At 68.0% G+C, this 24,548-nt stretch carries 23 protein-coding genes; 9 read left to right on the forward strand and 14 right to left on the reverse strand.

The genetic code is table 11. The annotated features are described in order from the left end of the window. Nucleotide 1: 1 nt before the first annotated feature. From gnd to ABN034_RS28585, 5 genes are all read right to left on the reverse strand, one after another. Entirely contained in the window at nucleotides 2-1,030 is a 1,029-nt protein-coding gene (gene gnd / locus ABN034_RS28565) for a phosphogluconate dehydrogenase (NAD(+)-dependent, decarboxylating) (RefSeq protein ID WP_349694078.1), read from the reverse strand. Nucleotides 1,031-1,079: 49 nt separating this feature from the next. Next, on the reverse strand, nucleotides 1,080-2,714 hold the full coding sequence (gene pgi / locus ABN034_RS28570) for a glucose-6-phosphate isomerase (RefSeq protein ID WP_349694079.1): 1,635 nt from the start codon (nucleotides 2,712-2,714) through the stop codon (nucleotides 1,080-1,082). Between the two features lie 46 nt (nucleotides 2,715-2,760). Further along, nucleotides 2,761-3,837, reverse strand: a complete 1,077-nt coding sequence (gene tal, locus ABN034_RS28575) for a transaldolase (RefSeq protein ID WP_349694080.1) — start codon at nucleotides 3,835-3,837, stop codon at nucleotides 2,761-2,763. After that, nucleotides 3,834-5,996 carry a transketolase gene (gene tkt / locus ABN034_RS28580; protein WP_349694081.1) on the reverse strand — a complete coding sequence of 721 codons (2,163 nt, stop codon included), beginning with the start codon at nucleotides 5,994-5,996 and terminating at the stop codon, nucleotides 3,834-3,836. The genes tal and tkt overlap by 4 nt, the downstream gene beginning before the upstream one ends. Before the next feature lie 158 nt (nucleotides 5,997-6,154). Then, nucleotides 6,155-6,898, reverse strand: a complete 744-nt coding sequence (locus tag ABN034_RS28585) for a YcnI family protein (protein WP_349694082.1) — start codon at nucleotides 6,896-6,898, stop codon at nucleotides 6,155-6,157. A 149-nt stretch (nucleotides 6,899-7,047) separates the two neighbouring features. Here ABN034_RS28585 and ABN034_RS28590 point away from each other — a divergent pair, with 149 nt between their 5' ends. Beyond that, nucleotides 7,048-7,548 carry a MarR family winged helix-turn-helix transcriptional regulator gene (locus ABN034_RS28590; protein WP_349694083.1) on the forward strand — a complete coding sequence of 167 codons (501 nt, stop codon included), beginning with the start codon at nucleotides 7,048-7,050 and terminating at the stop codon, nucleotides 7,546-7,548. A 75-nt stretch (nucleotides 7,549-7,623) separates the two neighbouring features. Next, entirely contained in the window at nucleotides 7,624-9,096 is a 1,473-nt protein-coding gene (locus tag ABN034_RS28595) for a DHA2 family efflux MFS transporter permease subunit (RefSeq protein WP_349694084.1), read from the forward strand. Here the strand turns inward: ABN034_RS28595 and ABN034_RS28600 are convergent, their stop codons facing one another. The 6 genes from ABN034_RS28600 to ABN034_RS28625 form a co-directional block, all read right to left on the reverse strand. Further along, nucleotides 9,097-9,615 carry a DnaJ family domain-containing protein gene (locus ABN034_RS28600; protein ID WP_349694085.1) on the reverse strand — a complete coding sequence of 173 codons (519 nt, stop codon included), beginning with the start codon at nucleotides 9,613-9,615 and terminating at the stop codon, nucleotides 9,097-9,099. It lies immediately after the preceding gene. Nucleotides 9,616-9,692: 77 nt separating this feature from the next. Then, nucleotides 9,693-9,929, reverse strand: a complete 237-nt coding sequence (locus ABN034_RS28605) for a hypothetical protein (protein WP_349694086.1) — start codon at nucleotides 9,927-9,929, stop codon at nucleotides 9,693-9,695. A gap of 104 nt (nucleotides 9,930-10,033) precedes the next feature. Then, the gene (locus tag ABN034_RS28610) at nucleotides 10,034-10,636 is read right to left on the reverse strand and encodes a TRM11 family SAM-dependent methyltransferase (protein WP_349694087.1); all 603 of its coding nucleotides are present in this window, start codon (nucleotides 10,634-10,636) and stop codon (nucleotides 10,034-10,036) included. Then, complete coding sequence (locus ABN034_RS28615) at nucleotides 10,633-12,891, reverse strand: heavy metal translocating P-type ATPase (RefSeq protein WP_502879108.1); 2,259 nt, start codon at nucleotides 12,889-12,891, stop codon at nucleotides 10,633-10,635. Before ABN034_RS28615 ends, ABN034_RS28610 begins: the two co-directional genes overlap by 4 nt. Before the next feature lie 118 nt (nucleotides 12,892-13,009). Continuing rightward, on the reverse strand, nucleotides 13,010-14,032 hold the full coding sequence (locus tag ABN034_RS28620) for a DUF8832 domain-containing protein (RefSeq protein WP_349694089.1): 1,023 nt from the start codon (nucleotides 14,030-14,032) through the stop codon (nucleotides 13,010-13,012). Between the two features lie 33 nt (nucleotides 14,033-14,065). Beyond that, the gene (locus tag ABN034_RS28625; protein ID WP_349330525.1) at nucleotides 14,066-14,347 is read right to left on the reverse strand and encodes a metal-sensitive transcriptional regulator; all 282 of its coding nucleotides are present in this window, start codon (nucleotides 14,345-14,347) and stop codon (nucleotides 14,066-14,068) included. A gap of 462 nt (nucleotides 14,348-14,809) precedes the next feature. Between ABN034_RS28625 and ABN034_RS28630 the strand changes: the two genes are divergently transcribed. After that, on the forward strand, nucleotides 14,810-15,442 hold the full coding sequence (locus ABN034_RS28630) for a bleomycin resistance protein (protein WP_349694090.1): 633 nt from the start codon (nucleotides 14,810-14,812) through the stop codon (nucleotides 15,440-15,442). 9 nt (nucleotides 15,443-15,451) lie between these two features. On the opposite strand, the gene ABN034_RS28635 is transcribed toward ABN034_RS28630, so the two are convergent. Then, on the reverse strand, nucleotides 15,452-16,114 hold the full coding sequence (locus ABN034_RS28635; protein ID WP_349694091.1) for a VC0807 family protein: 663 nt from the start codon (nucleotides 16,112-16,114) through the stop codon (nucleotides 15,452-15,454). Nucleotides 16,115-16,316: 202 nt separating this feature from the next. Between ABN034_RS28635 and ABN034_RS28640 the strand changes: the two genes are divergently transcribed. Next, the gene (locus ABN034_RS28640; protein ID WP_349694092.1) at nucleotides 16,317-17,111 is read left to right on the forward strand and encodes a phytanoyl-CoA dioxygenase family protein; all 795 of its coding nucleotides are present in this window, start codon (nucleotides 16,317-16,319) and stop codon (nucleotides 17,109-17,111) included. Nucleotides 17,112-17,214: 103 nt separating this feature from the next. On the opposite strand, the gene ABN034_RS28645 is transcribed toward ABN034_RS28640, so the two are convergent. Next, on the reverse strand, nucleotides 17,215-17,922 hold the full coding sequence (locus tag ABN034_RS28645; RefSeq protein ID WP_349694093.1) for a class I SAM-dependent methyltransferase: 708 nt from the start codon (nucleotides 17,920-17,922) through the stop codon (nucleotides 17,215-17,217). A 206-nt stretch (nucleotides 17,923-18,128) separates the two neighbouring features. Between ABN034_RS28645 and ABN034_RS28650 the strand changes: the two genes are divergently transcribed. After that, entirely contained in the window at nucleotides 18,129-19,073 is a 945-nt protein-coding gene (locus tag ABN034_RS28650) for an SDR family NAD(P)-dependent oxidoreductase (RefSeq protein WP_349694094.1), read from the forward strand. A 101-nt stretch (nucleotides 19,074-19,174) separates the two neighbouring features. Here the strand turns inward: ABN034_RS28650 and ABN034_RS28655 are convergent, their stop codons facing one another. Continuing rightward, complete coding sequence (locus ABN034_RS28655) at nucleotides 19,175-19,696, reverse strand: O-acetyl-ADP-ribose deacetylase (protein WP_349694095.1); 522 nt, start codon at nucleotides 19,694-19,696, stop codon at nucleotides 19,175-19,177. A 146-nt stretch (nucleotides 19,697-19,842) separates the two neighbouring features. Here ABN034_RS28655 and ABN034_RS28660 point away from each other — a divergent pair, with 146 nt between their 5' ends. The 4 genes from ABN034_RS28660 (at nucleotide 19,843) to ABN034_RS28675 (ending at nucleotide 24,544) form a co-directional block, all read left to right on the forward strand. Further along, entirely contained in the window at nucleotides 19,843-20,526 is a 684-nt protein-coding gene (locus ABN034_RS28660) for a hypothetical protein (RefSeq protein WP_349694096.1), read from the forward strand. Between the two features lie 165 nt (nucleotides 20,527-20,691). After that, on the forward strand, nucleotides 20,692-21,537 hold the full coding sequence (locus tag ABN034_RS28665; protein ID WP_349694097.1) for a phytanoyl-CoA dioxygenase family protein: 846 nt from the start codon (nucleotides 20,692-20,694) through the stop codon (nucleotides 21,535-21,537). A 109-nt stretch (nucleotides 21,538-21,646) separates the two neighbouring features. Next, on the forward strand, nucleotides 21,647-23,605 hold the full coding sequence (locus ABN034_RS28670) for an ABC transporter substrate-binding protein (RefSeq protein ID WP_349694098.1): 1,959 nt from the start codon (nucleotides 21,647-21,649) through the stop codon (nucleotides 23,603-23,605). Between the two features lie 81 nt (nucleotides 23,606-23,686). After that, nucleotides 23,687-24,544, forward strand: a complete 858-nt coding sequence (locus ABN034_RS28675; RefSeq protein ID WP_349694099.1) for a helix-turn-helix transcriptional regulator — start codon at nucleotides 23,687-23,689, stop codon at nucleotides 24,542-24,544. Nucleotides 24,545-24,548 lie beyond the last annotated feature (4 nt).

Raw genomic sequence — 24,548 nt, forward strand, 5'->3', positions numbered from 1 at the left:
GTCAGTTCCCCTTCTCCGCATGGCCCCCGAACTCGCTCCGCATCGCCGACATGGCGGCGTCGGCGAAGTGGCCGAGCCCGCGCGACTCGAAACGTTCGTTCAGGGCGGCGGTGATGGCGGCCGCCGGCACGCTCTCCTCGATCGCCGCGATCACCGTCCAGCGGCCTTCGCCTGAGTCGGAGACCCGGCCCTTGAAACTCTCCAGCTGGGGCGAGGCGGCGAGTGCGTCGGCGATCAGGTCGACGAGCCACGACTCGATGACCGAGCCGCGCCGCCAGACCTCCGCGACCTCACCGACATCGATGTCGTACTGATAGGCCTCCGGGTCACGCAACGGCGAGGTCTCCGCGTCGACCGGACGGTCCTTCTTGCCGATGTTGGCGTGCCGCAGAATGGACAGGCCCTCGGCGATCGACGCCATCATCCCGTACTCGATGCCGTTGTGGACCATCTTCACGAAGTGCCCGGACCCGTTGGGGCCACAGTGCAGGTATCCCTGCGGTGCGGTGCCGTTCAGGGTGCGGTTCGGCGTGGGCGCGGCGCTCCCGGCACCGGGCGCGATGGTGGCGAAGATCGGGTCCAACCGGCTGACCGCACGGCCCTCGCCACCGATCATCAGGCAGTAGCCGCGTTCCAGACCCCAGACCCCACCGGAGGTGCCGCAGTCGACATAGTGGATCTGCCGCTCGGCCAGCTGCTTCGCACGGGTGATGTCGTCGCGGTAGTAGGAGTTGCCACCGTCGATCACGACGTCGTCCGGGTCGAGCAGTCCCACCAGCTGGTCGAGAGTGGACTGGACGACACCCGCTGGCACCATCAGCCAGATCGCCCGCGGCTTGTCCAGCGCGGCCACGAACTCCTCGAGGGTCGACGCCCCGGTGGCACCTTCGCCCGCCAGCTCCTGCACGGCGGTCTGGTTGACGTCGTACGCCACACACTGGTGGCCGTCCCGCATCAACCTCCGGACGAGGTTGGAGCCCATCCGGCCGAGCCCGATCATGCCGAGCTGCATGGGTGTGTCCGTGGCCATCGTTGTCCCCCTTGTGGATGTCGAGCGGGCTGGTAGCAGTCGGGCTTCGTTACGTCCTGAGCGTGCGGTAGCGACGGATCAGCGCGTTGGTCGACGAGTCGTAGCGCAGGTCGGGTTCGGTGTCGCTGGTGAGATCAGGGATGATTCGCTTCGCGAGCACCTTGCCCAGCTCGACGCCCCACTGGTCGAAGGAGTCGATGCCCCAGACCGTGCCCTGGGTGAAGACGCTGTGCTCGTAGAGCGCCACCAGCGAGCCCAACAGCCGGGGCGTCAGCACCTCGGCGAGCAGGACGTTGGTCGGGCGATTGCCCGGCATCACCTTGTGGGGTACGACGTCCTCCGGTGTCCCCTCAGCTCGCACCTCGTCCTCGGTTTTCCCGAACGCCAACGCCTGCGCCTGGGCGAACACGTTGGAGGTGAGGATGTCGTGGTGCTCACCCAGCGGGTTGAGCCCCTTGCCGAACCCGATCAGGTCGACCGGGATGAGGCGGGTGCCCTGGTGCAGCAGCTGGTAGAAGCTGTGCTGGCCGTTGGTGCCCGGCTCGCCCCAGTAGACGGGACCGGTGTCGTAGTCGACGGCCTTGCCGTCGAGCGTCACGTGCTTGCCGTTGGACTCCATCGTGAGCTGCTGCAGGTAGGCCGGGAACCGCTTCAGGTACTGGTCGTACGGCATCACGCCGATCGTCTGCACGCCGAAGAAGTTGACGTACCAGCAGGCGAGCAACCCCATCAGGGCGGGAAGGTTCTCGGCCAGCGGTGCGGTGCGGAAGTGCTCGTCCATCGCGTGGAAGCCCGCGAGCAGCTCGCCGAACTGCTCCGGGCCGATCGCGACCATCGTCGACAGCCCGATCGCGGAGTCCATCGAGTAACGGCCACCCACCCAGTCCCAGAAGCCGAACATGTTGTCGGTGTCGATGCCGAACGCCGCGACCTTCTCCGCGTTCGTGGAGACCGCGACGAAGTGCTTCGCGATCGCCTCCTCGGCGCCCACCTCGCGGAGCACCCAGTCGCGGGCCGAATGCGCGTTGGTGAGCGTCTCCTGCGTACCAAAGGTCTTCGAGGAGATGATGAACAGCGTCTCCTCGGCCGACAGGTCCCGGGTCGCCTCCACGAAGTCGGTGGCGTCGACGTTGGAGACGAACCGGAACGTCAACTCGCGCTTGCTGTAGTGCCGTAACGCTTCGTAGGCCATCACCGGGCCGAGGTCCGAGCCGCCGATGCCGACGTTGACGATGGTGCGGATCGGCTTGCCGGTGTGGCCCTTCCACTCCCCCGAACGGATCTTCTGGGCGAACGCCGCCATCTTGTCCAGCACGGCGTGCACCTCCGAGACGACGTCCACGCCGTCGACGACCAGCGACGCCTTCCTCGGCATCCGCAGGGCGACGTGCAGCACCGAACGGTGCTCGGCGGTGTTGATCGGCTCGCCGGAGAACATCATGTCCCGCCGGCGTTCGAGTTCACACTCCTCCGCGAGCCGCACGAGCAGGCGCATGGTCTCGTCGGTGACGCGGTTCTTGGAGTAGTCGAGGTAGATGCCGGTCCCAGCGGCCTCGGCGCACAGGCGTTCGCCGCGCCCCGGGTCCTCGCCGAACAGGTCGCGCAGGTGTCGCTGCCCGATCTCCGCGCGGTGCTCCTCGAGCGCCTTCCAGGCCGGTCGGTCGCGGAGCGGGATCCTCGGCATCGTCGTTCCCCCCGATCAGGTCCTGATCAGCTTCGATGTGGTGGCGTCAGGTCGTGAGCGCGGCGCGCTGGGCGGAGATCCGACCCAGCAGGTCCTTCCACGACGTCACGAACGCCTGCGCACCGTCGCGTTGGAGCTTGTCCGCGAGGGCTCTGACGTCCACGCCGGCGTCGGCGAACCGGCTCAGCATCTCGTCACATGCTCCGCCGTCGGCGGGCATCGGATCGCCCACCTCGCCGTGATCGTGGAACGCCTCCAGCGTGGCGTCCGGCATCGTGTTGACGGTGAACGGCGCCGCCAGCCCGTGGACGTAGAGCGTGTCCGAGGCGGCCGGGTCCTTCGTCCGCGTACTTGCCCACAGCAGGCGTTGCGGCCGCGCACCGGCGTTCTCCAGCCGCTGCATGGCGTCGGAGTCCAGGAAGCGCCGGTACGCACGGTAGGTGTCCAGCCCCACCGCGAGGGCCAGCTGGTCCTTGAGCTGCTCCGGAACCTGGTCGGCGACGGCCACATCCCAACGGGACATGAACACCGACGCGACCGAGCCGACCGCGGGATCGCGATCCGCCTCGACCCGACGCTGGACGCCGTCGCGGTAGGCGCGCGCCGCCGAGCGGTAGTGGTCGGCGGAGAAGAGCAAGGTGACGTTGACAGGGACGCCGGATGCGATGCATTCGGTGATCGCCGGCAGGCCCTCCTTCGTACCCGGGATCTTGATCAGCAGGTTCGGTCGACCCGCCCTTGCGTGCAAGGCCTTCGCCGCCCTGATCGTCGCGTCGGTGTCGTAGGCCAGCAAGGGCGAGACCTCGAGGGAGACCCAGCCGTCCACGCCGTCGGTCCGTTCATGGATCGGCAGGAAGAGGTCGGCCGCGCGCCGCAGGTCCTGGATCGCCAGCTCGAAGAACAGGTCCTCGTCCGTGCGACCCCGCGTCGCCGCGGCTCGGATCGCGTCGTCGTAGTAGCCGGTCTCGATCGCCTGGTCGAAGATCGACGGGTTCGAGGTGAGCCCGGTGATCGAGTACGCCTCGATGTAGTGCTGGATCTGCCCGGTGTCGAGCATCCTGCGGGTGATGTTGTCCAGCCACAGACTCTGCCCGCGCTGGTGCAACTCCTGCGTGGCGGTCACGGTCTGTCCTTTCCCTGAGCTCCGGTCTGGGCACGCGCCTGTCTCACCACGGCCCGGGCGGTCTCGGTCACCCTGTCCGGGGTGAACCCGAACTTGTGCAGCAGTTGCTTCAGCGGCGCCGACGCGCCGAACGTGTGCATCCCGATCACGGCACCCGCGGGGCCGACATAGCGGTCCCATCCCAGGGTCGACGCCTGTTCGATCCCGACCCGGGCGGTTACCTCCGGCGGGAGGACGGAGTCGCGGTAGTCGGCGGGCTGCCGGTCGAACAGCTCCCAGCACGGCATGCTCACCACCTGCGCCCCGATTCCCTCGCCGGCGAGCTCGTCCCGCGCCGACAGGGCCAGTGCGACCTCCGAGCCGGTGGCGAGCAGCAGTACGTCCGGTCGACCGCCGTCGGGAGGATCGGCGAGGACGTACGCGCCACGGGCGACTCCCTCGGCACCGTGCAGCTGCTGCCGGTCGAACGTCGGCAACGCCTGCCGGGACAACACGAGAACGGCGGGCTCGCGCCGGAACCCACCCACCACCCGCCAGGTCTCGACCACCTCGCTCGCGTCTGCGGGGCGGAAGACCAGCAGCCCGGGCATCGCCCGCAAGGACGCCAACTGCTCCACCGGCTGGTGGGTCGGCCCGTCCTGCCCGACGCCGATCGAGTCGTGGGTGAAGATGTGGATGACCGGCACCTCCATCAGCGCGGACAGCCGGATGGCGCCCCGGGCGTAGTCGGAGAAGATCAGGAAACCCGACCAGAACGGCCGGAGCTTCGACAGCGCCATGCCGTTCGCGATCGCGGCGGTGGCGTGCTCGCGGACGCCGAAGTGGAAGTTGCGCGCCGCCCGGTCATCAGGCTCGAACGCCGTACCACCATCGACCTGCAGCCAGGTCTTGGTCGAGGGCTCGAGGTCGGCCGACCCACCGAGGAGCCACGGCACGTGCCGGGCGACGGCGTTGAGCACCTCGGCCGACGAGGCCCGGGTGGCGACGCCCTTCGGATCTGCCGGAAACGTCGGGAGGTCGGCGTCCCACTCGGGCGGAGCCTCGCGGCGTTGCATCCGCTCTACCTGGTCGGCGAGCTCGGGGTAGGCGTTGGCGTACTCCTTGAAGTTCGCCTCCCACGCCGTCCGCACCGCCTGACCGCGAGCGCCGATCCCCTGCTCGAACCAGTGATAGATGCCGTCCGGGATGTAGAAGTCCACATCGTCCGGCATTCCCAGCACCCGCTTGGTGGCCTTCACCGCCTCGACCCCGAGCGGTGAACCGTGCGCCTTCGGCGAGTCCTCCCACGGCGAGCCGTACCCGATGTGGCTGTGGACGAGAATGAGCGTCGGCCGCTCGTGCTCGGTCTTGAACGAGTGGAACGCCCGGGCGACCATCTCGAGGTTGTTCGCGTCTGCGACCGTCGTGACATTCCAGCCGTAGGAAAGGAACCGGGCGGCCACGTCCTCGGTGAAGGTGATGTCGGTGTGGCCCTCGATCGTGACGTGGTTCGAGTCATAGATCCAACACAGGTTGGACAGCTTCTGGTGGCCGGCGAATGACGCCGCCTCCGACGAGATGCCTTCCATCATGCAGCCGTCGCCGGCAAGTGCGTACACGTCGAAGTCGAAGAGCGGACTGAGCTTGCCCGGGGGACGACCCCCGGACCCCCGCGACACACCGTCGCGGTTGTACCGCGCGGCGAGCCACTGGCTCGAGACCGCCATCCCCACCGACATCGCGACACCCTGGCCGAGCGGTCCGGTCGTCGCCTCCACGCCACTGGTCAACCGATACTCCGGGTGCCCCGGGCAATGCGACCCGAGCTCGCGGAAGGTCTTGAGATCGTTCAGGGTGACCGCGGGGGTTCCGAGAACCTCGTAGTCGGGATCGACCGAACGTACGCCGCTCAGGTGCAGAAGCGACCACAGCAGCGCGGACGCGTGCCCTTCGGACAGGACGAACCGGTCCCGGTTGGGCCAGATCGGATCGCCCGGATCGAATCGCAGGAACTTCTGCCAGAGCGTGTAGGCGACAGGCGCGATTCCCATCGGCGTACCCGGATGCCCGGACTCGGCTTTCTGCACGGCGTCCATGCACAAACCGCGGATCGTGTTGACCGAGAGGAGGTCGAGCCTGGAGGGGAAGTCGTGATTGGATCCGGATTCGAAGTCCGCCATGGCCCACCCGCTCCCCAGTCGGTCGTCTCACCCGTGCCTCGGGCCCCTACGTGGCCCACATGGTCAGACTGGTCCGCAAGATCGGATCTGGCACGGGCCGCGCGGCCGTGGTCACGAGGGCCCAACGGGGGACCTCCGACCTCGCAAGGGAGACGGAGCTACTCCGTGAGCGAGCTGCCGCGACGGCGCACGAGTGCGAGTCCGCCGGCCGCGGCCATGACCCCGACGCCGAGGACGACGGCGGCCACCCCGATCCAGCGACTCGCGCCGGTCCAGCCCGCCCGCGTCAGACCGGAGATCACGCCACTCTCCGAGTCGCCGGCGGTACTGGCCTCGCCCGCTGCCGCCGGAGCCGCGCGGAGGGTGAGCGCCGGGGCGGGGTGCGCGGATTGTCCCTCCGCGCTCGCGCGCGCCGCCGACCGCTCCACCGAGCCGTCGTCATAGGTCTGGACGGTCGGGAACGTGAGGCGTTCCACCAGCGGCAGGGGCCCCACGAAGACCTCGAACTCGTCGAACTCGCCCGGACTGATGCGGGCGCTTTTGTCGGCCGTCCAGGTGATGGACGTCACGGCAGGCGTCATCGCGCAGTCGCAGGTGTCGCCTGGCCCGCGGACCTTCGTCTCGATCACGTCGGCGGTCCAGCCCGGCTGTCGCTTGACCCGTACCGACGCCAGCGGCGGCTTGGTCGGGAACGCCACCTTGACCTTCACCGTGCTGGCGCTCTCGGACTCGTTCGGGACGACGAAGGTCAGCGTGGTGTAGTCGCCCTGGGTGGCCGTCGAAGGACTGACGATGACATCGGCGGCGACATCGGCCGCGGCGGCCGCCGGCGCAAGAGTCAACGCGAGCGAAGCGGCGACCGACACCGCAGTGACGACCAACCGGCGAGAGGACGTACGCACGACGACATGGTGGCCGATCCCGCGGCCCTTGGCTATCCGAAGGTCCGGCCCCGGCCCCGGTGGGTTCGGCTCGTCTTCGAGCCCGCCGCAGCAGGATTTGTCTGCGTACGAAATAATCCCGCGACAGACAATCTTGCTAGGATTGCGTCATGCCTGCCCAGACACCGACTGACCTTGCCGCCGACCTGCTGTTCCTGCTGAACCAGGCGAGCTTCGCCCTGGCGACCCAGATGGCCTCCGGGCTGGCCGACCTCGGGATCTCGCCGCGGGACTACTGCGTACTCATGGGTGCGAGCAGCGGGCGCTGGACGCAGAGCCAGCTCGCCGAGATGTCCCACCTCGACAAGACGACCATGGTCGTGACGATCGACAAGCTCGAAAGGCTCGGTCTCGCCGAGCGCCAGGCCTCGCACACGGACCGCCGCGCCCGGGTGATCGCGGTCACTCCAGCGGGAGAGAAGACGGTGGCCGCCGCCCGGAAGATCGTCGCCGAACTCTACGACGATGTCCTCGGCGAACTACCCGCCGGCAAGCGGAGGGTCTTCCTCGACAGCCTCGTCCGCCTGGTCAGCGGCCAACTGGCCACCCCGTCCCACGTCGACCAGCCGATCCGCCGGCGCGCACCGCAGGTCCCGCAGCCAGCCGGTTAATAACGAACTAGATAGTCCCGAACAAAACTATCTGCTACGGTCACTCCTGGAACTCGCACCAGGAGGCGACCCTTCATGCTCCGACATTCACCGAGCGCGGCCCGGACGCGCCGTCTCGCCCTTCTCGTCCTCTGCGCCGGGTCGTTGATGGTCATCCTCGACCAGACGATCGTCAACGTGGCCCTGCCGTCGATCCAGGCCGACCTCGGTTTCTCCCAGTCGGGCCTTGCCTGGGTCGTCAATGCGTACCTCATCGCGTTCGGCGGGTTGCTCCTGCTGGCCGGACGACTCGGCGACCTGATCGGTCGCAAGCGCGTCTTCCTCGCCGGGCTGGCCGTGTTCACCGGGGCGTCCCTGTGGTGCGGTCTCTCCACCAGCCAGGAGATGCTCATCGTCGCGCGGTTCGTCCAAGGGGCCGGCGCGGCCATCAGCTCCTCGGTGATCCTGGGCATGATCGTGACGATGTTCGCCGAGCCGGGGGCGCGGGCGAAGGCGATCGGCATCTACAGCTTCGTCGGTGCCGGTGGCGCCTCGATCGGCCTGCTCGCCGGCGGCGTCCTCACCCAGATCCTCACCTGGCACTGGATCTTCCTCGTCAACCTGCCGATCGGCATCGCCGTCGCCCTGCTGGGCGTCCGGCTCCTTCGTACCGACCGCGGGATCGGACTGCGCCAGGGCGCCGACGCCGTCGGCGCGACGCTCGTCACCGTCGCCCTGATGCTCGGCGTCTACACGATCCTCCGGTCGGCGGACGGCGGCGGGGACTCGACGCGGACGGTCGTCCTCGGCGCGGCGACCCTCGGCCTGCTCGCCGGGTTCGTCCTCCGCCAGGTCACCGCGAAGAACCCGCTCCTGTCGCTTCGCATCTTCCGCTCACGTCAGCTCACGGGCGGCAACGTGGTTCTCGCCCTCATGCTGGCCGGGATGTTCGGGCAGTTCTTCCTCGGCTGCCTGTATCTGCAGCACGTGCTCCACTACGACCCTCTCGAGATCGGGCTCGCCTACCTCCCGGTCGCGGCGATGATCGGCATGCTGTCGGTCGGTCTCTCGCCCCGACTCAACTCCCGCTACGGCGAACGCACCGTGCTGCTCGCGAGCCTGGTGTCCGTTGTCGCCGGACTCACGCTGCTGGCCCGTGCGCCGGTGGACGGGGTGTACGTGGTGGACGTCCTCCCGGCCTTTCTGCTGCTCGGCGCGGGCGGCGGCCTGGGCTTTCCCGCCCTGGTCACGCTCGCCATGTCCGGCGCCACGCCCAGCGACTCCGGGCTCGCATCCGGTGTCGTCAACACGACCCAGCAGGTAGGCGGCGCTCTCGGACTGGCCGTCCTCGCGACCCTGGCGACCGTGCGTACGGACCTTCTGCTCGCCGAAGGGCACTCTTCGGTCGCGGCGCTGAACGGGGGTTACCACCTCGGATTCGGCGTGGCCGCCGGCATCGTCGCGGTGGGCGCTCTCGTGGCCGCGGTGGTCCTGCGCCCGCGCCAGGCTCGGGGGTCGACGACCGCCGCCGGTTCTACTGACGACATCCGGGCGGAAACTGGGGCCTGATCAGGGGTTCGGGGTCCGGCGGCGAGCGAGCCGACGCCACCAGGGGGTGCGCTGCGTGGGGACATCAGCCTCTGGCGCCAGGTCGACGGCCCGGGCGGCGGCGCGCTTTGCCGCCGCCTCCTCGCGATCCGCCCGCCACTGGCCCACGACGGCATCCGCCTTGACGGGGACGACCGGCACGCGCGGACCCGACGGGGCCCGCAGCCAGCGGGTGATCCGATGGTTGAGCTCGTCGACGACCGCACGCACGTCCTGCTCCGAACGCAGCTCGCGGACCGTGTCCGGCAGGCGCTCGATCTCCTTGCGCAACTGCAGTGGTGTCGGCAGCAGGTCCTCGGTCGACACGCCCTCCTTGCGCAGGTGGCGCTGCACCCACACCTCGTCGTACGGCTTGTCGAGGTCGGCGATGGGCTTGCCTGCCCCAGGCAGGTTGTCGAACTCGCCACGCGCAACGGCGTCGTTGATCTGCTTGTCGACCCATGACTCGAAGCTGATGCCGGGCGGTTTGCGTTCGGTCATGGTGCCATTCTCCCGCATATCGCCAACGCCCTTCCATGTCACTTCCGCCGCCCGGCCGAACGTGGCGAAGGTGAGCGTCACTGGCGCCGGCGTACGGTGAACGTGACCGCCACCAGGCCCAGGACCCAGGCGATCAACAAGGCACCCCACAAGGGCATGGTCACCTCCGGGATGAGCAGCCGAATGCGCACGGTGGCGGTGTTCTGGAAGATGAAGATCAGCGCGAGTGCGGCAATCGCGGCAAAACCGACGACCCGGCGAACCATTGGTCGGGACAGGAATCCCGGCTTGCGTTGTGTGTCCGACCCTGCCATGGAGTCCCCCGATCTCCCTGCGCTCGCTCCGACGAGCGTTCCATTCCACGATGCCTCGCAGACCGCGACCGGGTGGACCCTTTCCCGATCAGGACCTCTCCCACTCAGGATGAGAAGACCAGGCAGTAGTCGTTGGTGAGCCACGTCGGCGGTTCGTCCCAGTCGATCACGACCTCCCGCTCGTAGGTCAGGACGGTCGAGACCGCCTGACCGATGTCCCACGCCAGTCGGGTCGAATGCAGCCGGAGGTTGGCGGCGTTGATCACCACCGTCCCCCCGGGCGCGAGGCAGGTCGCCACCCTGCGATAGATCGCGGCCAGCTCGTCGAGATGCGTCTGGTAGTCGCCGTCGAGCGTCTGGTATCCAGTCAACGGGTTCTGCGGGTGATCCTCCCTCGACATGTACGGCGGCGAGGTGATGCTGAAGTCGATCGGCGGGAGGTCGAGCCGATCGAGGTTCCTCGTGTCGGCACACAGGATCGCCGACGGGTCCTCGAGCTTCGCCCGCACGACCTCCACCCGCTCGGCCATGATCTCGATGCCGAGCGGACGGCGGCCCATACGTTCGGCGACGACAAGGGTGGTGCCGAAGCCGGCGAAAGGATCGAAGACGACGTCACCTGGCTTGGTGTACTCATCCAGGAACGCCTCGACGAGCTCCGGCGTGAACGTGTCGCCGCCCGCCCGCAGCGAAAGGACCCCCTTCACTCCCCTCCGCCCCTCGCTGTGGCGGTGAATCGGCGGAGCCGGAGGCTGTTGCTCACCACGAAGACCGAGCTGAACGCCATGGCCGCTCCCGCGAGCATCGGGTTGAGCAGCCCGGCGGCGGCGAGCGGCAGCGCCGCGAGGTTGTAGGCGAACGCCCAGAACAGGTTCCACCGGATCGTCCGCAGCGTCTGCCTGGCCAGGCGGATCGCGTCGGCCGCGACCCGCAGGTCACCGCGGACCAACGTGAGGTCGCTGGCCTCGATCGCCACGTCCGTGCCGGTTCCCATCGCCAGCCCCAGGTCTGCCCTGGCGAGCGCGGCCGCGTCGTTGACACCGTCGCCGACCATCGCGACGACCCTGCCCTCGCCCTGCAGCCGGGCCACGACGTCGGCCTTGTCCTGGGGCAGGACACCCGCGATCACGTGCTCGCCGTCGATGCCGACCTCGTGGGCGACCGCCCGAGCGACCGTGTCGTTGTCGCCGGTGAGCAGCCGCGGAGAGAGTCCCAGGGCACGCAGGTCCTTCACCGCTTCGGCACTGGTCGGCTTCACCGAGTCGGCGACGACGAGGAGCCCGCGCGTGGCGCCGTCCCACGCAACCGCGACCACGGTCCGGCCAGCGGCCTCGGCGTCACGTCGTACGTCCTCCAGAGCGGACGGAAGCGGCAACCCGCGTTCGGCCAGCAGACTCACCCGACCTGCGACCACCGATCGCTGGTCGACGACACCTTCGACGCCGAGGCCTTCGAGGTTGGCGAAGTCCGACACGGAGGGCAGGTCACCGACGCGTTGAGCGGCACCGGACGCGACGGCCCGGGCGACAGGATGTTCCGACGCATGTTCCAGCGCCCCGGCGAGCCGCAGCACCTCGTCGACATCCTCGCCCTCGGCCGCGACCGCTTGGGTCAGCGTCATCTGACCGGTGGTCAGCGTGCCGGTCTTGTCGAGCACGATCGTGTCGATCCGGCGGGTCGACTCGAGTACCTCGGGTCCCTTGATCAGGATGCCGAGCTGGGCTCCCCGTCCGGTGCCGACCAGCAGCGCCGTCGGTGTCGCGAGGCCGAGCGCGCACGGGCAGGCGATGATCAGCACCGCGACCGCCGCCGTGAACGCGATACCCGCCGAGCCGGTGCCACCGATCCAGAAGCCGAGCGTCGCGACCGCCAGGGCGATGACGATCGGAACGAACACCCCGGAGATCCGGTCGGCCAGCCGCTGCACCTCGGCCTTGCCCGACTGGGCTTCCTCGACGAGCTTGGCGATCTGGGCGAGCTGGGTGTCGGCACCGACCCTGGTCGCCTTGACGACGAGCCGACCACCGGCGTTGACGGTCGCGCCGACCACGGGACTTCCCACCCGGACGTCGACGGGCACGGACTCACCGGTGAGCATGCTCTGGTCGACTGCCGAGCTGCCTTCCACCACGTCGCCGTCGGTGGCGATCCGTTCACCCGGTCGTACGACGAAGAGGTCGCCCACCTGCAACTGCTCCACCGGAACCCGTTGCTCGTGGCCGTCGCGCAGCACGGCGACGTCCTTGGCGCCCAACCCGAGCAGGGCACGGAGCGCGGCGCCCGCCCGGCGCTTGGCCCGCTCCTCGAAGTACCGCCCCGCGAGGATGAACGTCGTCACGCCCGCCGCGACCTCGAGGTAGATGGTCATGGCACCGTCACCGCTGCTCGCCGTCAGGCTGAACGGGTGCCTCAGCCCCGGCTCGCCCGCCGAACCGAGGAAGAGCGCGTAGAGCGACCACCCGAAGGCCGCGATGGTGCCCATCGAGATCAGCGTGTCCATCGTGGCGTTGCCGTGCCGGAGGTTGACCCAGGCCGCCCGGTGGAACGAAAGCCCGCCCCAGACCACGACCGGAGCCGCCAGCACGAGTGACAGCCACTGCCAGTACGTGAACTGCAGCGCGGGCACCATCGCCAGCAGGACGACGGGAGCCGAGAGCACGGCGCTGACCACCGCACGGGTGCGGGCGTCTCGCAGGCGGGTTGTCGCCTCCCGGTCCGCACCTTCGGTGCCGGTGGGTGTGGAGCCGCCTTCCGCGGGCGGCTCCCCCTGCGGCGGCCGCTCGGTGCGCAGCGGCTCGGCCGTGTAGCCGGTCTCCTCGACCGCCGCTATCAGGTCCGTGACCTGCAGCGAGGCGGGATAGGCGATGGTGGCCTTCTCGGTCGCGATGTTGACCGTGGCCGTCACGCCGTCGATCTGGTTGAGCCGCTTCTCCACCCGGTTGGCACACGAGGCGCAGGTCATGCCGCCAACTGCCAGCTCGACCCGTTCCCGCTCCCCGTCCAGGACCAGGGTGGACGACGTCGCCGACGCCGCCGGGGGCGCGTCGGTGAGCACCGTCAGCTCGGTCCGGTCGCCGCGATCAATGGCCATGACCGTCGTCCTCCTCGCTGGTTGATGGGGTCGGCGCCTCGCCGCCCGGTGGGACCCGCACCGTGAACTCAGCCGTGCGTACGGCGTCGTCGTGGCGGAAGTCCAGGAAGAGCCGATAGGCGCCGGGCGACGGTACCTCCACCACGAACGTGATGTCGGGTCCCGGCCGCGCGCCAGGGTCGTCCGCCTCTTCGACCGGATGGACGTGCAGATAGGCGAGGTCACCGTCGCGCAGAGCCACGAGATGGCCGTACGCACCGAGATAGGGCTGCAGGTCGGTCACCGGCCGGCCGTCGGCGCTGACCGTCAACGTGACCCGGCTGGCCTTGCCGGCCGTCGGCGTACCTTTCCATGTCACGGTGTAGCCGTCGACCGCCGCCGACCGCGCGGGCTCGGGCAACGGACGAGGTGTGAAGCCACCGGGCACGAACACGTCGATGCCGAGCGTCAACGCCTCCTGCGCCCCGGCGGGGTCGAAGTCGGCGAACATCCGGTAGGACCCAGAGTCAGGGAACGTGAACGGAACGGTCCAGTTCCCGTCCTCGTCGAGGGTCGGATGGACATGTTGGAACCCGGACATGTCACGGCGTACGACGATCAGGTGCAGGTCGGCCTCGTGGGCTCGGGTGAACTCGGTCACCGCCTTGCCGTCGGGCCCGAGGACTCGAAACGCGAGCTCGCCGCGGGCGCGAGGCCTGGCGGGCTGGTCGAGAAGTTCGAGGGAGTAGCCGTCCTGAGAGACCTGGAGGCCGTCCGGGACGCTCTGCTCGCCCGACTTCGAGCTGCCCGGTTCAGTCCCCTCTGGGCTGCCCGCGTGACTCTCTTCTGGGCTGTCTTCTGGGCTGTCCGCGGCCATGTCGGCGTGGCCGTTCTGGGGCGTCGCATCGGCGCCGGCTGGATCCGCCGCCAGGTCGATCCCCGGGTCGACAAGACGTCCGGCACCGAACGCCACGCCGAACGTCGCGCCGAGTGCGATCGCGAACGCCGCCAGGGTGACTGGTGCTTTTCGCACGGGATTTCGTCCTCTCGGGATTGGCGTCGCAGGTCAGGACCGGACCAGCCGGGCGATCGCCTGCTGCGCCTCACGGACCTTCTCGTCCGCCTCCACGCCACCTGCCCGCGCGGCGTCGACGACACAGTGCGCGAGATGCTCGTCGAGGAGTTCGAGCGAGAACGACTGCAGGGCTCTGGTCGCGGCGGTGACCTGGGTGAGGATGTCGATGCAGTACTGGTCGTTCTCGACCATCCGCTGCAGTCCTCTGATCTGGCCCTCGATCCGGCGAAGGCGTTTCAGGTGGTCATCCTTGCCGTTGGTGTAGCCGGCCATGAGGCTTCTCCCGTCCGTTCGGTGCGTACGACGCCACACTATACCCCCCTAGGGTAAGCGCGCACACTGCTCGTACGAACGAACGAGCCCTGGCTTCCGCCAGGGAGCCGGACGGCCTGAACGCTCAGGCGCGGGACGTGCGCGAGTTGCGCGACCCGCGCGGCGTTCGCGGCGTTCACAACGTTCGCGGCGTTCGACGCGTTCGCGGCGTTCGGTGGGCTTTCGTCGGTTTTTCGTGGCTTTCGTGGCTTCTGGTCGATCATCGCCTCAAGGCCTCAAGAACCGTGATCTTCCTCCCGCTCGGCGTACAGAAGGTCCGGAACCTCGGCCGATGAGCCGGGATCGCACCTGTTGACACGGCTGCTGTTCCGTGCCGAAAATACAGCCGCTGCTGTAGGGCGCATCGGCAATAGCCGAAAGGGCAATGCCCACCCACCGACGATCACACCGGTAGAGCGCCCCATGCCCAATGTCGAGAACCTGAAAAAGCAGGCCAAGCAGCTGGTCCGTTGGCATCGCGAGCGGAACTATTCCGTCGCCGCCAGGATCCGCGCCGTCCTCCCGCGCTATCGCGGCCTGAGCGACGCGGACATTCTCGCGCGGCCCTTCGCACTCGGTGAGGCTCAACTGCTGCTGGCCCGTGAAGCCGGGTTCGAGACCTGGGCCGGACTCACGTCAGGAGCCGCAGCCATGTCCGACACCGCCGAATCCCTTACCGCACAGTCGATCCTCACCGGCGCCGAACCTCAGCTCTTCGTGGCCGACATCAAGGCGTCCTGCGCCTTCTTCGAGCACACGCTGGGGTTCTCGACCGTCTTCACCCACGGAGAGCCGCCCTTCTACGGCCAGGTCATGCGCGACCAGGTGCGGCTGAACCTCCGCTTCGTCTGCGAACCGGTCTTCATCGCAGAGGTGCGTGAGCGGGAACAGCTGCTCGCCGCGGCGATCACGGTCGCCGACGTCAAGGCGCTGTACGCCGAGTTCTCCGCGCGTGGAGCTGATTTCCAGCAGCCGCTCAAACGTCAACCCTGGGGCGCGCAGCAGTTCGTCGTCCGCGACCCCGACGGCAACCTGATCCTGTTCAGCGGGCAGTGACGGTCGGCTCTACCCGACCGGGCGGGTGCCCCAGACGAGGCGGTAGCCACCGGCCCGAAGGGTGCTGCGGAACCAGGCGTACGACATGAACATGCCCACCGCGGCCACCGGCAGGGAGGCGGCGGTCGCCACCGGCACGGACCACGTGGTGGGGGTGGTGAGCAGTAGGCCGAGAGTCACGCTGGCATTGATCAGCAGGACCGATGCCCAGAGCAGCGAAAGCCGCTGGAAGAAACGGCGTAGCGGTGCCGAGCTCACCACCTCCGGCGGCAGCGGGCAGAAGTCGTGAGCCAGTCGCTGGATGAGCGGACGATCAAGCGGAACCGTGATGAGCAGCGCCACCGCGAACAGATAGGTCGCGGCGGTTGGCTGCAGGAGGAACACGACGGGCGATCCCGCCGCGGTAGTAAGGCCCGCCTGGAGCGTGGCCAAGGCGGCGGTGGCCAGCAACAGTGCCGGGGGGCGACCGCCCTGGACCAGCCGGACCGCAACCGCGAGATACGCCCACGAAAGGGCACCGATCAGGGCGAACTGCAAACCGACGCTGACGAGAATGCCGTAGAACAGCGCCAGTGGAATGATCATCGACTCACCGACATGGCCGGCGACGTCCCGCAGCAGGCGCATCCGGTCAGGCATGGCGATGATTCGGGCGTGTGAATGACTATGCACGCGGCGACTCCTTGAGCGAAGGGTCCAGGGTACGAAACGCCGCTGCGTAGAGCGAGGCCGGACCAGCACGATGTCCGCCTTGTGTCAGGCTTCTGCAGGCCCCTTTCGGCACAAGTACGGCCTTGTCGCAGATGTTCCTAGTCGAGGCGTACGCGCAAAAAATCCAGGTGTGCCGCCGAGTTTGCCGCAGCACACTACGAGGATGGATGCAGACGAGATTCGACATCGGTTCGAGGAGACCGGCGTCATCCGGATGGACGCGGCATTCACACCCGACGAAGCCGCCGCGATGCGCGATGTCATCTGGAGGTATGCCCACCACAAGGCGGGTGTGCGATTCGACGACCCCTCCACCTGGCCGGAGGGCGCCTACCCGGGGGTCAGCTGGAAGGGCCTCAAGCGCAATCGCGCCTTCCTTCCGCTGATCGAGAATGCCGCGCTCCTCACCGCCCTTGAAGCGATCTTCGGAGTGGGCGGCTGGACCCCACCGAAGCCCGGCGCCCAGGTCCTCTGCACCCTTCCGCAGCCCGGACCGTGGGTGCTGCCGGACGCCTGGCACATGGACTGCGGCTTTGAGAAATCGACCTGGCCGGTGTTCGCCGTCAAGCTGTTCGCGTTCTTCGGCGAGGTCGGCCCCGAAGGCGGCGGCACCATGGTCCTGCCCGGCAGCCATCGCCTCGTCGACCGATACCGTACGAAGCTTCCTCCAGGCACCGGTGGCGGCAAGACCAACTGGCGCCCGTTCATGAAACACGATCCGTGGCTCGCCCAGTTGCTCGAGGGTAAGAGGATGCCGGACGGCGGCCGCTCACTCGTCGGTCAGACCCGCGAGATCGACGGCATACCGGTGGAGGTCACGGAGCTCACCGGATGGCCAGGAGACGTCGTGCTCACCCATCTGCACATCTTCCACACCGCCTCTCCCAACACTGGACCACAGCCTCGACAGATGCTCGGCAAGGCGATCAGCGCACAGGAGACACCCGCACAGGTCTGATGGCGTCGTGGTCGCCGCGTGCAGGCTCGGTTGGCCGAAACGGCCTCATCGTGACGCCGTAAGGAAGGGCCTCACGAGAATTGTTACGCCGCAGGAAAGGACCTCACGAGAATGGCTTGAAGCGGTCGAAGTCAGGTTCGAACGGTGGATCGGGCAACCGGAACGCCTGCGTACGATGGCGTCCCGTCCCATCGCGCACCGAGCCGCCGTCGAACGCGTGTGGTATCGCCTGCCATCCCATATTGGTTTCGTAGTAGCGCTCGGCGGTATGGACCGAGGGCCACCAGTGATCGTCGAGAATGATGACTCCTCCGGGGCGCACGATCTTGCGGAGGAAATAGAGATCGACGAACACCTCATGGAAGCGATGACTCCCGTCGACAAATGCCGCATCGGCGGTGAACTTCTCCGAGATCAGGTGCGGGAGTGCCACCGAGGAAGGTTCGAGAATGAGCGTTGTAGTCCCGTCCAGACCGGCAGACCTGATCATTTCCCACCCCACGTAGGACCACTCCGTGGCCTGGAAGGGATCGATCACGACGTGGCTCGGCGTTTCCGCCTCGCCGGACAGCAGTGCTTCGCCGATCGCGAGGGCCGAGCTTGCATAGGCAAGCCCGACCTCGACGATGCTCCCCACGCCTTCGGCGATCAACAGATCGCGCACGAGGTCGCAGTCGTGCTGGGGAACCGTGACGGTTTCGAAGTCACCTTCGTGCGCGCGGGTCCATGGCGGGCCGTCCTGACCCAACTGTCGGCGCACTTCGCGGACCCGGTCGACCTGTCGTTCTCTGCTAATGACGCCTTCTCCCACAGCCCATCCCATTCTTTGCATCAGTCGGAAATTGCGACCATGACGCCCCCACAGTGTTCGGGTCCAGGCGGACGATATTCAAGTCTTGTTCTTGCGACCTGGCTGTGATTGATTGGGTGAAGAGGTTGATGCGCAGCCGGGCCTAAGTCGCCGACACCACGTGTTCGTCGTCGTCGCGACGGCCATGGACCATCTGGGGCATCAGCATGACCGCGACAAGACTCCTCACCACACCCTGCAACGCCCAGTCGACTGCTGCCGAGGTCGTGGCGGGTATCGATCTGGGCGGCCGCCGCGCCATCGTCACCGGCGGCTCGTCCGGCATCGGGATCGAAACGGCGCGCGCACTCGCGAGCGCCGGCGCCGAAGTCACTCTGGCGGTCCGCAACCAGGAAGCCGGCGAGCGCGCGGCAGAGGACATCATCGGCGCGACCGGCAACAGGCAGGTTGTCGTTGCTCCGCTGGACCTGGCCGATCCGTTGTCCGTCGCCGAGTTCGTCGCCGCCTGGAGCGGTCCTCTGCACGTTCTGGTGAACAATGCCGGTGTCATGGCGACGCCTCTGATGCGTACGCCTGCAGGGTGGGAACTCCAGTTCGCCACCAACCATCTCGGCCACTTCGCGCTCGCCAACGGCCTCGAACGTGCGCTGTCGGCTGCCGACGATGCCCGTGTCGTGTCCGTGAGCTCCAGCGCACACCTGCAGTCGCCCGTCGTCTTCGACGACATCCACTTTCGCAGCCGAGCCTACGATCCGTGGCTGGCGTACGGGCAGTCCAAGACCGCCAACGTGCTCTTCGCAGTCGAGGCGACGAAACGTTGGGGCGGCGACGGAGTCACCGTGAACGCGCTGATGCCGGGAGCCATTCCCACCGCCCTGCAGCGTTACGTCACCGACGAGGAGCTCGATCGGCTGCGGGCCGAGCTCGGAGCCGCGGATTATGCCTGGAAGTCGCCTCAACAGGGCGCCGCGACGTCAGTGCTCCTCGCGACCTCACCCCTGCTTGCGGGCGTGGGCGGGCGATACTTCGAGGACTGCAACGAAGCCGGACCTCACCAGCCAGGCACGATGACGGGCGTCGCGGCGTACGCACTCGACCCCGAGGCCGCGGCGCGGCTCTGGCAAGTGTCCGTTGACACCCTCGCCTCGTGACCCAACCGATCATGACCGCAACCGGACGCCACCCGAAACCACCTGCCGCCGGAACCGAGTTTCCCCTTACACCATGAGCAAAAGCCACGTGGGCCAGGGCGCTACACATCCAGCTCTTCGTGGACCGCCAATGCCGTCTCGTACGCCCTGCCGCCGAAGAGGACCAGCCGCGCCGCGACGAGATCATCCGGCTCCGCGGGTACGAGCACACTCAGCGCCTGGCGCGCCGCATCTTCGACCGGCCAACCGTAGACTCCAGCGGAGATCAGCGGAAACGCGATAGTCGCCGCGTGCAACCCGTCCGCGACGAGCAGCGCGCTCCGGTAGCACGCGCGGAGCAGATCACTCCGATCTGTTGATGCGCTCCAGACCGGTCCGGCCGTATGCACGACCCACCGCGCGGGAAGCTCGCCAGCCGTGGTCGCAACGGCCTCGCCGATGGGGAGTCCACGGGGGTACTGGGACGTACGAAGCGCCTTGCACTCGGCGATGATCGCCGGTCCGCCACGCCGGTGGATGGCCCCGTCGACGCCCGCTCCGCCGAGGAGCGACGGGTTCGCGGCATTGACGATCACGTCCACGGACTGCTCGGTGATGTCGCCGTCCAGCAGTTCGACCCGCATCTCGCTACCTCCTCCGCCTCCGACCAGGTAAGGGCGCCGGTTGCCTCGGCGTCGTACGGGCGACTCCCCGCCACCCGACTCCGGCCTCATCCGGCCAGTACAACGGATCGACCACGCGCGGAACGCGCCTGTGCTGCCCTTTGATCATGCAACTGCTCGAGGCGGGGATGGGACTGCGGTCAGCGGTCATCGAGTTACGCAGGCCGGGAACCCCTCTTCGGTTCGTCCTGTTTCCCATGGTCCACCTCGGTGAGCCATCGTTCTACACGTCAGTCATGGACCGCCTACGCGACTGCGATCTGATCGTCGCGGAAGGGCTCCGAGGCAGATCCCGCAGCGGTTCCCTGCTGACATTGTCCTACCGCCTCGTGCGCCGAGGCAGGCTCGGACTGATGAAGCAGCATCTCGACCTCGGGTCGCTCGGACGTCCGGTGCTCCGACCGGACATGACCGGCCAGGAGTTCGACGCGGGCTGGCGGACGGTTCCACTCCTGACCCGGCTGCTACTCATGCTCACGCTCCCGGTCTTCATCCTGTACGTCTTCGCCTTCGGCTCCCGTGCCAGGCTCGCTCAGCAACTCGCCCTGGAAGACGATCATGGCCTGGGCGGCTCGGAAGGCGACGAGGACATCGACGCGATCCTTGGCGACGCACGGGACCGGCTCCTGATCGACGCACTTGCGAAGATCCACGAGGACCGCGGGACCGAGCCGATCACGGTTGCGGTGGTCTACGGCGCGCAGCACATGATTCCTGTCGTCCAGGTCATGTCGGCCCGGTTCGGCTACGTGCCCTGTGCTGGCGAATGGCTGATCGTCTTCCAGACCTGACCTGCTGAAGCGCCGGATACCGCACGTCGCCTGCCGCCCGGCCGGATCCGGACGGCCTCGTCCCTCCATGCTGCATTCAGTGCAAGGGACGCATCGTTCGCGTTCTCGATGGCCGGCCGGGATGTTCCTAGGGTGGAAGCCGACGTGGCGATGCGGGAGGCCAGGATGACGACGGCGGCAGCGAGCTTCGACAAGGGAATCGTGGGCGACACCGACGTTCTGTACCGTACGCCAGGAGTGGCTGAGCCACTCGACGATCTCCAGGCGGTGAGCAGCACGGCCATCGAGCACTACCGGGCCGAGGGCTTCCTCGCCATCCGAAGCGGCGTCACGCCAAGCGCCGTCGCCGACCTGATGGCCGGCCTGGCCTCCTTGGCCCGTCCTGACTCACCTGCCGACATCCAGTACGAAAAGTGGGCGGAGGATCGCTTCGACCAACTCTCGCCGGACGAGCGGCTCGATGCGACCCGGAAGTACATGTCCTTCGCCCGGCATGACGCCCGGCTGGAGGCGGTCGCGCACGACCCGGGGATCATGAGGGTCGTCACCATGCTGCTCGGCGGCGAACCGCGGCTGTTCCAGGAGATGGCGCTGATCAAACCGCCGGGTGGCGGGCGGGAGAAACCGTGGCACCAGGACAACGCGTACTTCCATCTGGTGCCCGGCACGCCCATCGTCGGGGTGTGGATCGCGCTCGACGAGGCCACGCTCGACAACGGGTGCATGCGGGTGATCCCGGGTTCGCACCGCGAAGGGCCCGTGCGGCATGCGTTCCTGCGCGATCTGCAGATCTGCGACGGTGAGGTGTCCATCGACAGGGGCGTGGCCGTACCGCTCCCGCCTGGCGGTCTCCTGCTCTTCGACGGGCTGCTCCAGCATGGAACCCCGACCAACTTCACGCGTACGAGACGCCGGGCGCTGCAGTTCCACTACACCGTGGACTCCGCGGTGTCGACGTCGGACGACGAGCACCGTGCGACGTTCGGGTGGGTCGACGGAGCCGAGTGCTGAATCCGGCTGCCCGTTCTGCCAACGCCACAAGCACAACCACAGCCACGGGGCGCAGCGAGAGGAGCGGCGAATGAGGCGGATGGGCCCAACGGCTGGGCGGGACGAGCGCATGAGTCGCCGCGACCTCTTGCGTACGGCCGGATCTGCCTTGCTCGTGACCGCCTCGCTGAGCGGCTGCGACCTGCTCGCCACCGATCCCGAGGGATCCGGCGGGGACGGCCGCGGATCGGGGCGTACGAAGGACAAGGAGGCACCCGACCTGGCCGCACAGGTCAAGGCCGGGAAGCTCCCCTCGCTCGCCGAGCGCCTCCCGGTGAACCCCCTTGTCGTCGAGCCGGTCGACAGCGTCGGTGTCTACGGCGGTACCTGGCGGTCGGCACTGCTGGGTCCGGCAGACACGCCGTGGCTCGGGCGTACGGTCGGGTACGAATGCCTGTTGCGCTGGGATACCGCGTGGACGACGTTGGTCCCCAACATCGCCGAAGGCTATGAGGTATCCGCCGACGCCCGGACCTACGAATTCACCCTGCGCGAAGGGATGCGATGGTCCGACGGCGAACCCTTCGGCGCCGACGATCTCGTCTTCGCCTGTGCGGACGTGTTCGGCGACGAGTCCCTCTATCCGGCAGGCCCTCCGTTCTACCTGACGACGGCGAAGGGCCCTGCCCGCGTGACGAAGGTGGACGACCTGACAGTGTCGTTCGAGTTCGCCGATCCGTCAGGGCTCTTCCTCAACAATCTCGCCACCGGCGGTGGAGCGGGGCTCACCGGCCTTCCGCGCCACCACCTGGAGAAGTTCCACCGGAAGTACAACCCGGATGCCGAAACCCTGGCCAAGGACGAGGGCTTTCCCGACTGGGTGGAGCTCTTCACGGCCAAGTCCAACGCGTGGGCGAACAACGACCTGCCCACCCTGTGTGCGTGGCGGGTGACGACTCCGGTGGGCGAGTCCAACCGGGTCGTGGTCGAACGCAATCCGTACTACTGGAAGACCGATCCCGATGGTCGGCAGTTGCCCTACCTCGACTCCGTGGTCTACGACGTCGTCCAGAACGACCAGGTGATCCTGCTCAAGGCCGGCAACGGTGAACTCGACATGCAGGCCCGGCACATCAACGTGCTGACCAACAAGCCGGTCCTGGCGGGGAACCGCGAGAAGGGACATTTCGACTTCTTCACGATCGAGCCATGCTTTGAGAACCAGATGGTCATCGCGCTGAACCTCACCCACGACGATCCCGAGCTGCGCCGGCTGTTCCAGAACAGGGACGTCCGGGTCGCGCTGTCGCATGCGATCGACCGGCAGGAGCTCATCACGTCGGTTTTCCAGCGTCAGGGCCTGCCGTGGCAGGCGGCACCACGGCGCGAGTCACCCTTCTATGACGAGGCGTTCGCCACGCAGTATCTCGAGTACGACGAGAGCGAAGCCGACGAACTCCTGGACGAGGCGGGCTACCGCCGGCGCGACGCGCAGGGGTTCCGACTCCTGCCAGGCGGGAGGCGGATCTCCTTCGACGTCGAGGTGGCCTCACCCGCGCTGGTGCCGTACTGGACCGATGCCATGCAACTCGTCCGCAACTACTGGGCGAAGGTCGGTGTCGAGATGCGGGTCAAGGCAGAGGACCGCGCGCTCTTCTACGAACGCAAGGAGGCGAACAAGCCCCACGCCACCGTCTGGACAGGTGCGGGTGGCCGGGAGTTCGACGTCATGCTCGACCCGCGGTGGTACTTCCCGTTCAGCGGCGAGTCCAACTTCGCGATTCCGTGGGCCACCTGGTTCACCAGCAACGGCGAGAGTGGCCTGCGACCACCGGCCACGACCCGCCGGCAGATGGAGCTGCACCGCGAACTGCGCCAGACGCCCGACGAAGGTGGCCGCGCCGAGCTGATGACGCAGATCCTCACGATGGCGCGCGAGGAGTTCTACGTCATCGGCACGATCCTCGAGGAGGAGGGGTACGGCATCGTGTCGGATCGCATGCACAACGTCCCGAAGTCCATGCCGGAGTCGCATCTGTACAACACGCCCGGTCCGACCAACCCCGAGCAGTACTACATCGAAGGCTGATCCGGGGTCTCACCGCGACGAGGCGCCCGCCACCGGCCAGGACCGGCCGGATCGCCGCCAGCGCCCCTACACTCTCCGGCTATGGGCGATCGGCTGGACTACCGCGGCCGGGACGTCTGGACCGAACTCGCCGCCTCCCTTGGTCGGACGTACGTTCCCGAACCCAGTCGGCACTGCGGCCACGTCAGGTGTGGGCCGGAGTGGTCGTGGCGTTTCTCCTTGCAGGACTTCGATCTCTGGCTGGTCTGCAAGGGCCGCGGAAGAGGTGCCATCGGCGACCAGCCGGTCACGGTCTCGCCCGGGACGCTGCTCGTCCTGCGGCCGGGCGACACGGGTTGGATGGTGCAGGATCCCGACGATCGGCTGACGGTGACCTTCGCCCACTTCGCCCTGGTCGCGCCGGCCACCGGCGTCCCCGTCGATCTCCCCGCCGACAGGCTGCCCTCCCGGCACCTGCGGCTCACCGACTTCCGAGCCGTCCACGAACCCCTGTTGAGCGTCGTACGCCTGATGGAACGCGCCGGGCCGCTCGCCTTGCTCGAGGCGCGGCTCGTCTTCGCCCACCTGCTGCTCACCATCGTCTGTCAAGACGCGGTTGCGGCCGGGCTCGCGCCGGAGATCGTCGATCCGCGGGTGCAGACGGTGATGCGGTTCGTCCGGGAACGGCCCGCCGAGCGACCGACCATCCAGGCGGCCGCGGCGGTGGCGCGAGTGTCCCCCACCCACCTTCGCCGCCTGTTCGCCCGGGAAGTCGGCATGAGCTTTCGTTCGTACGTCCTGCGGTCGCGGATGGAGCAGGCACGCTCGATGCTGTGCGAGTCGGCGATGTCGGTCAGTGAGATCGCGCGGGCGCTCGGCTATGTCGACGTCGCATTGTTCAGCCGGCAGGTCCGTGCGTACTTCGGGATGACTCCGAGCGACCTTCGCCAGGCGAGGTAGATCG

Origin of the sequence: Actinopolymorpha sp. B11F2 (assembly GCF_040195635.1) — a bacterium.
Taxonomy (GTDB): Bacteria; Actinomycetota; Actinomycetes; order Propionibacteriales; family Actinopolymorphaceae; genus Thermasporomyces.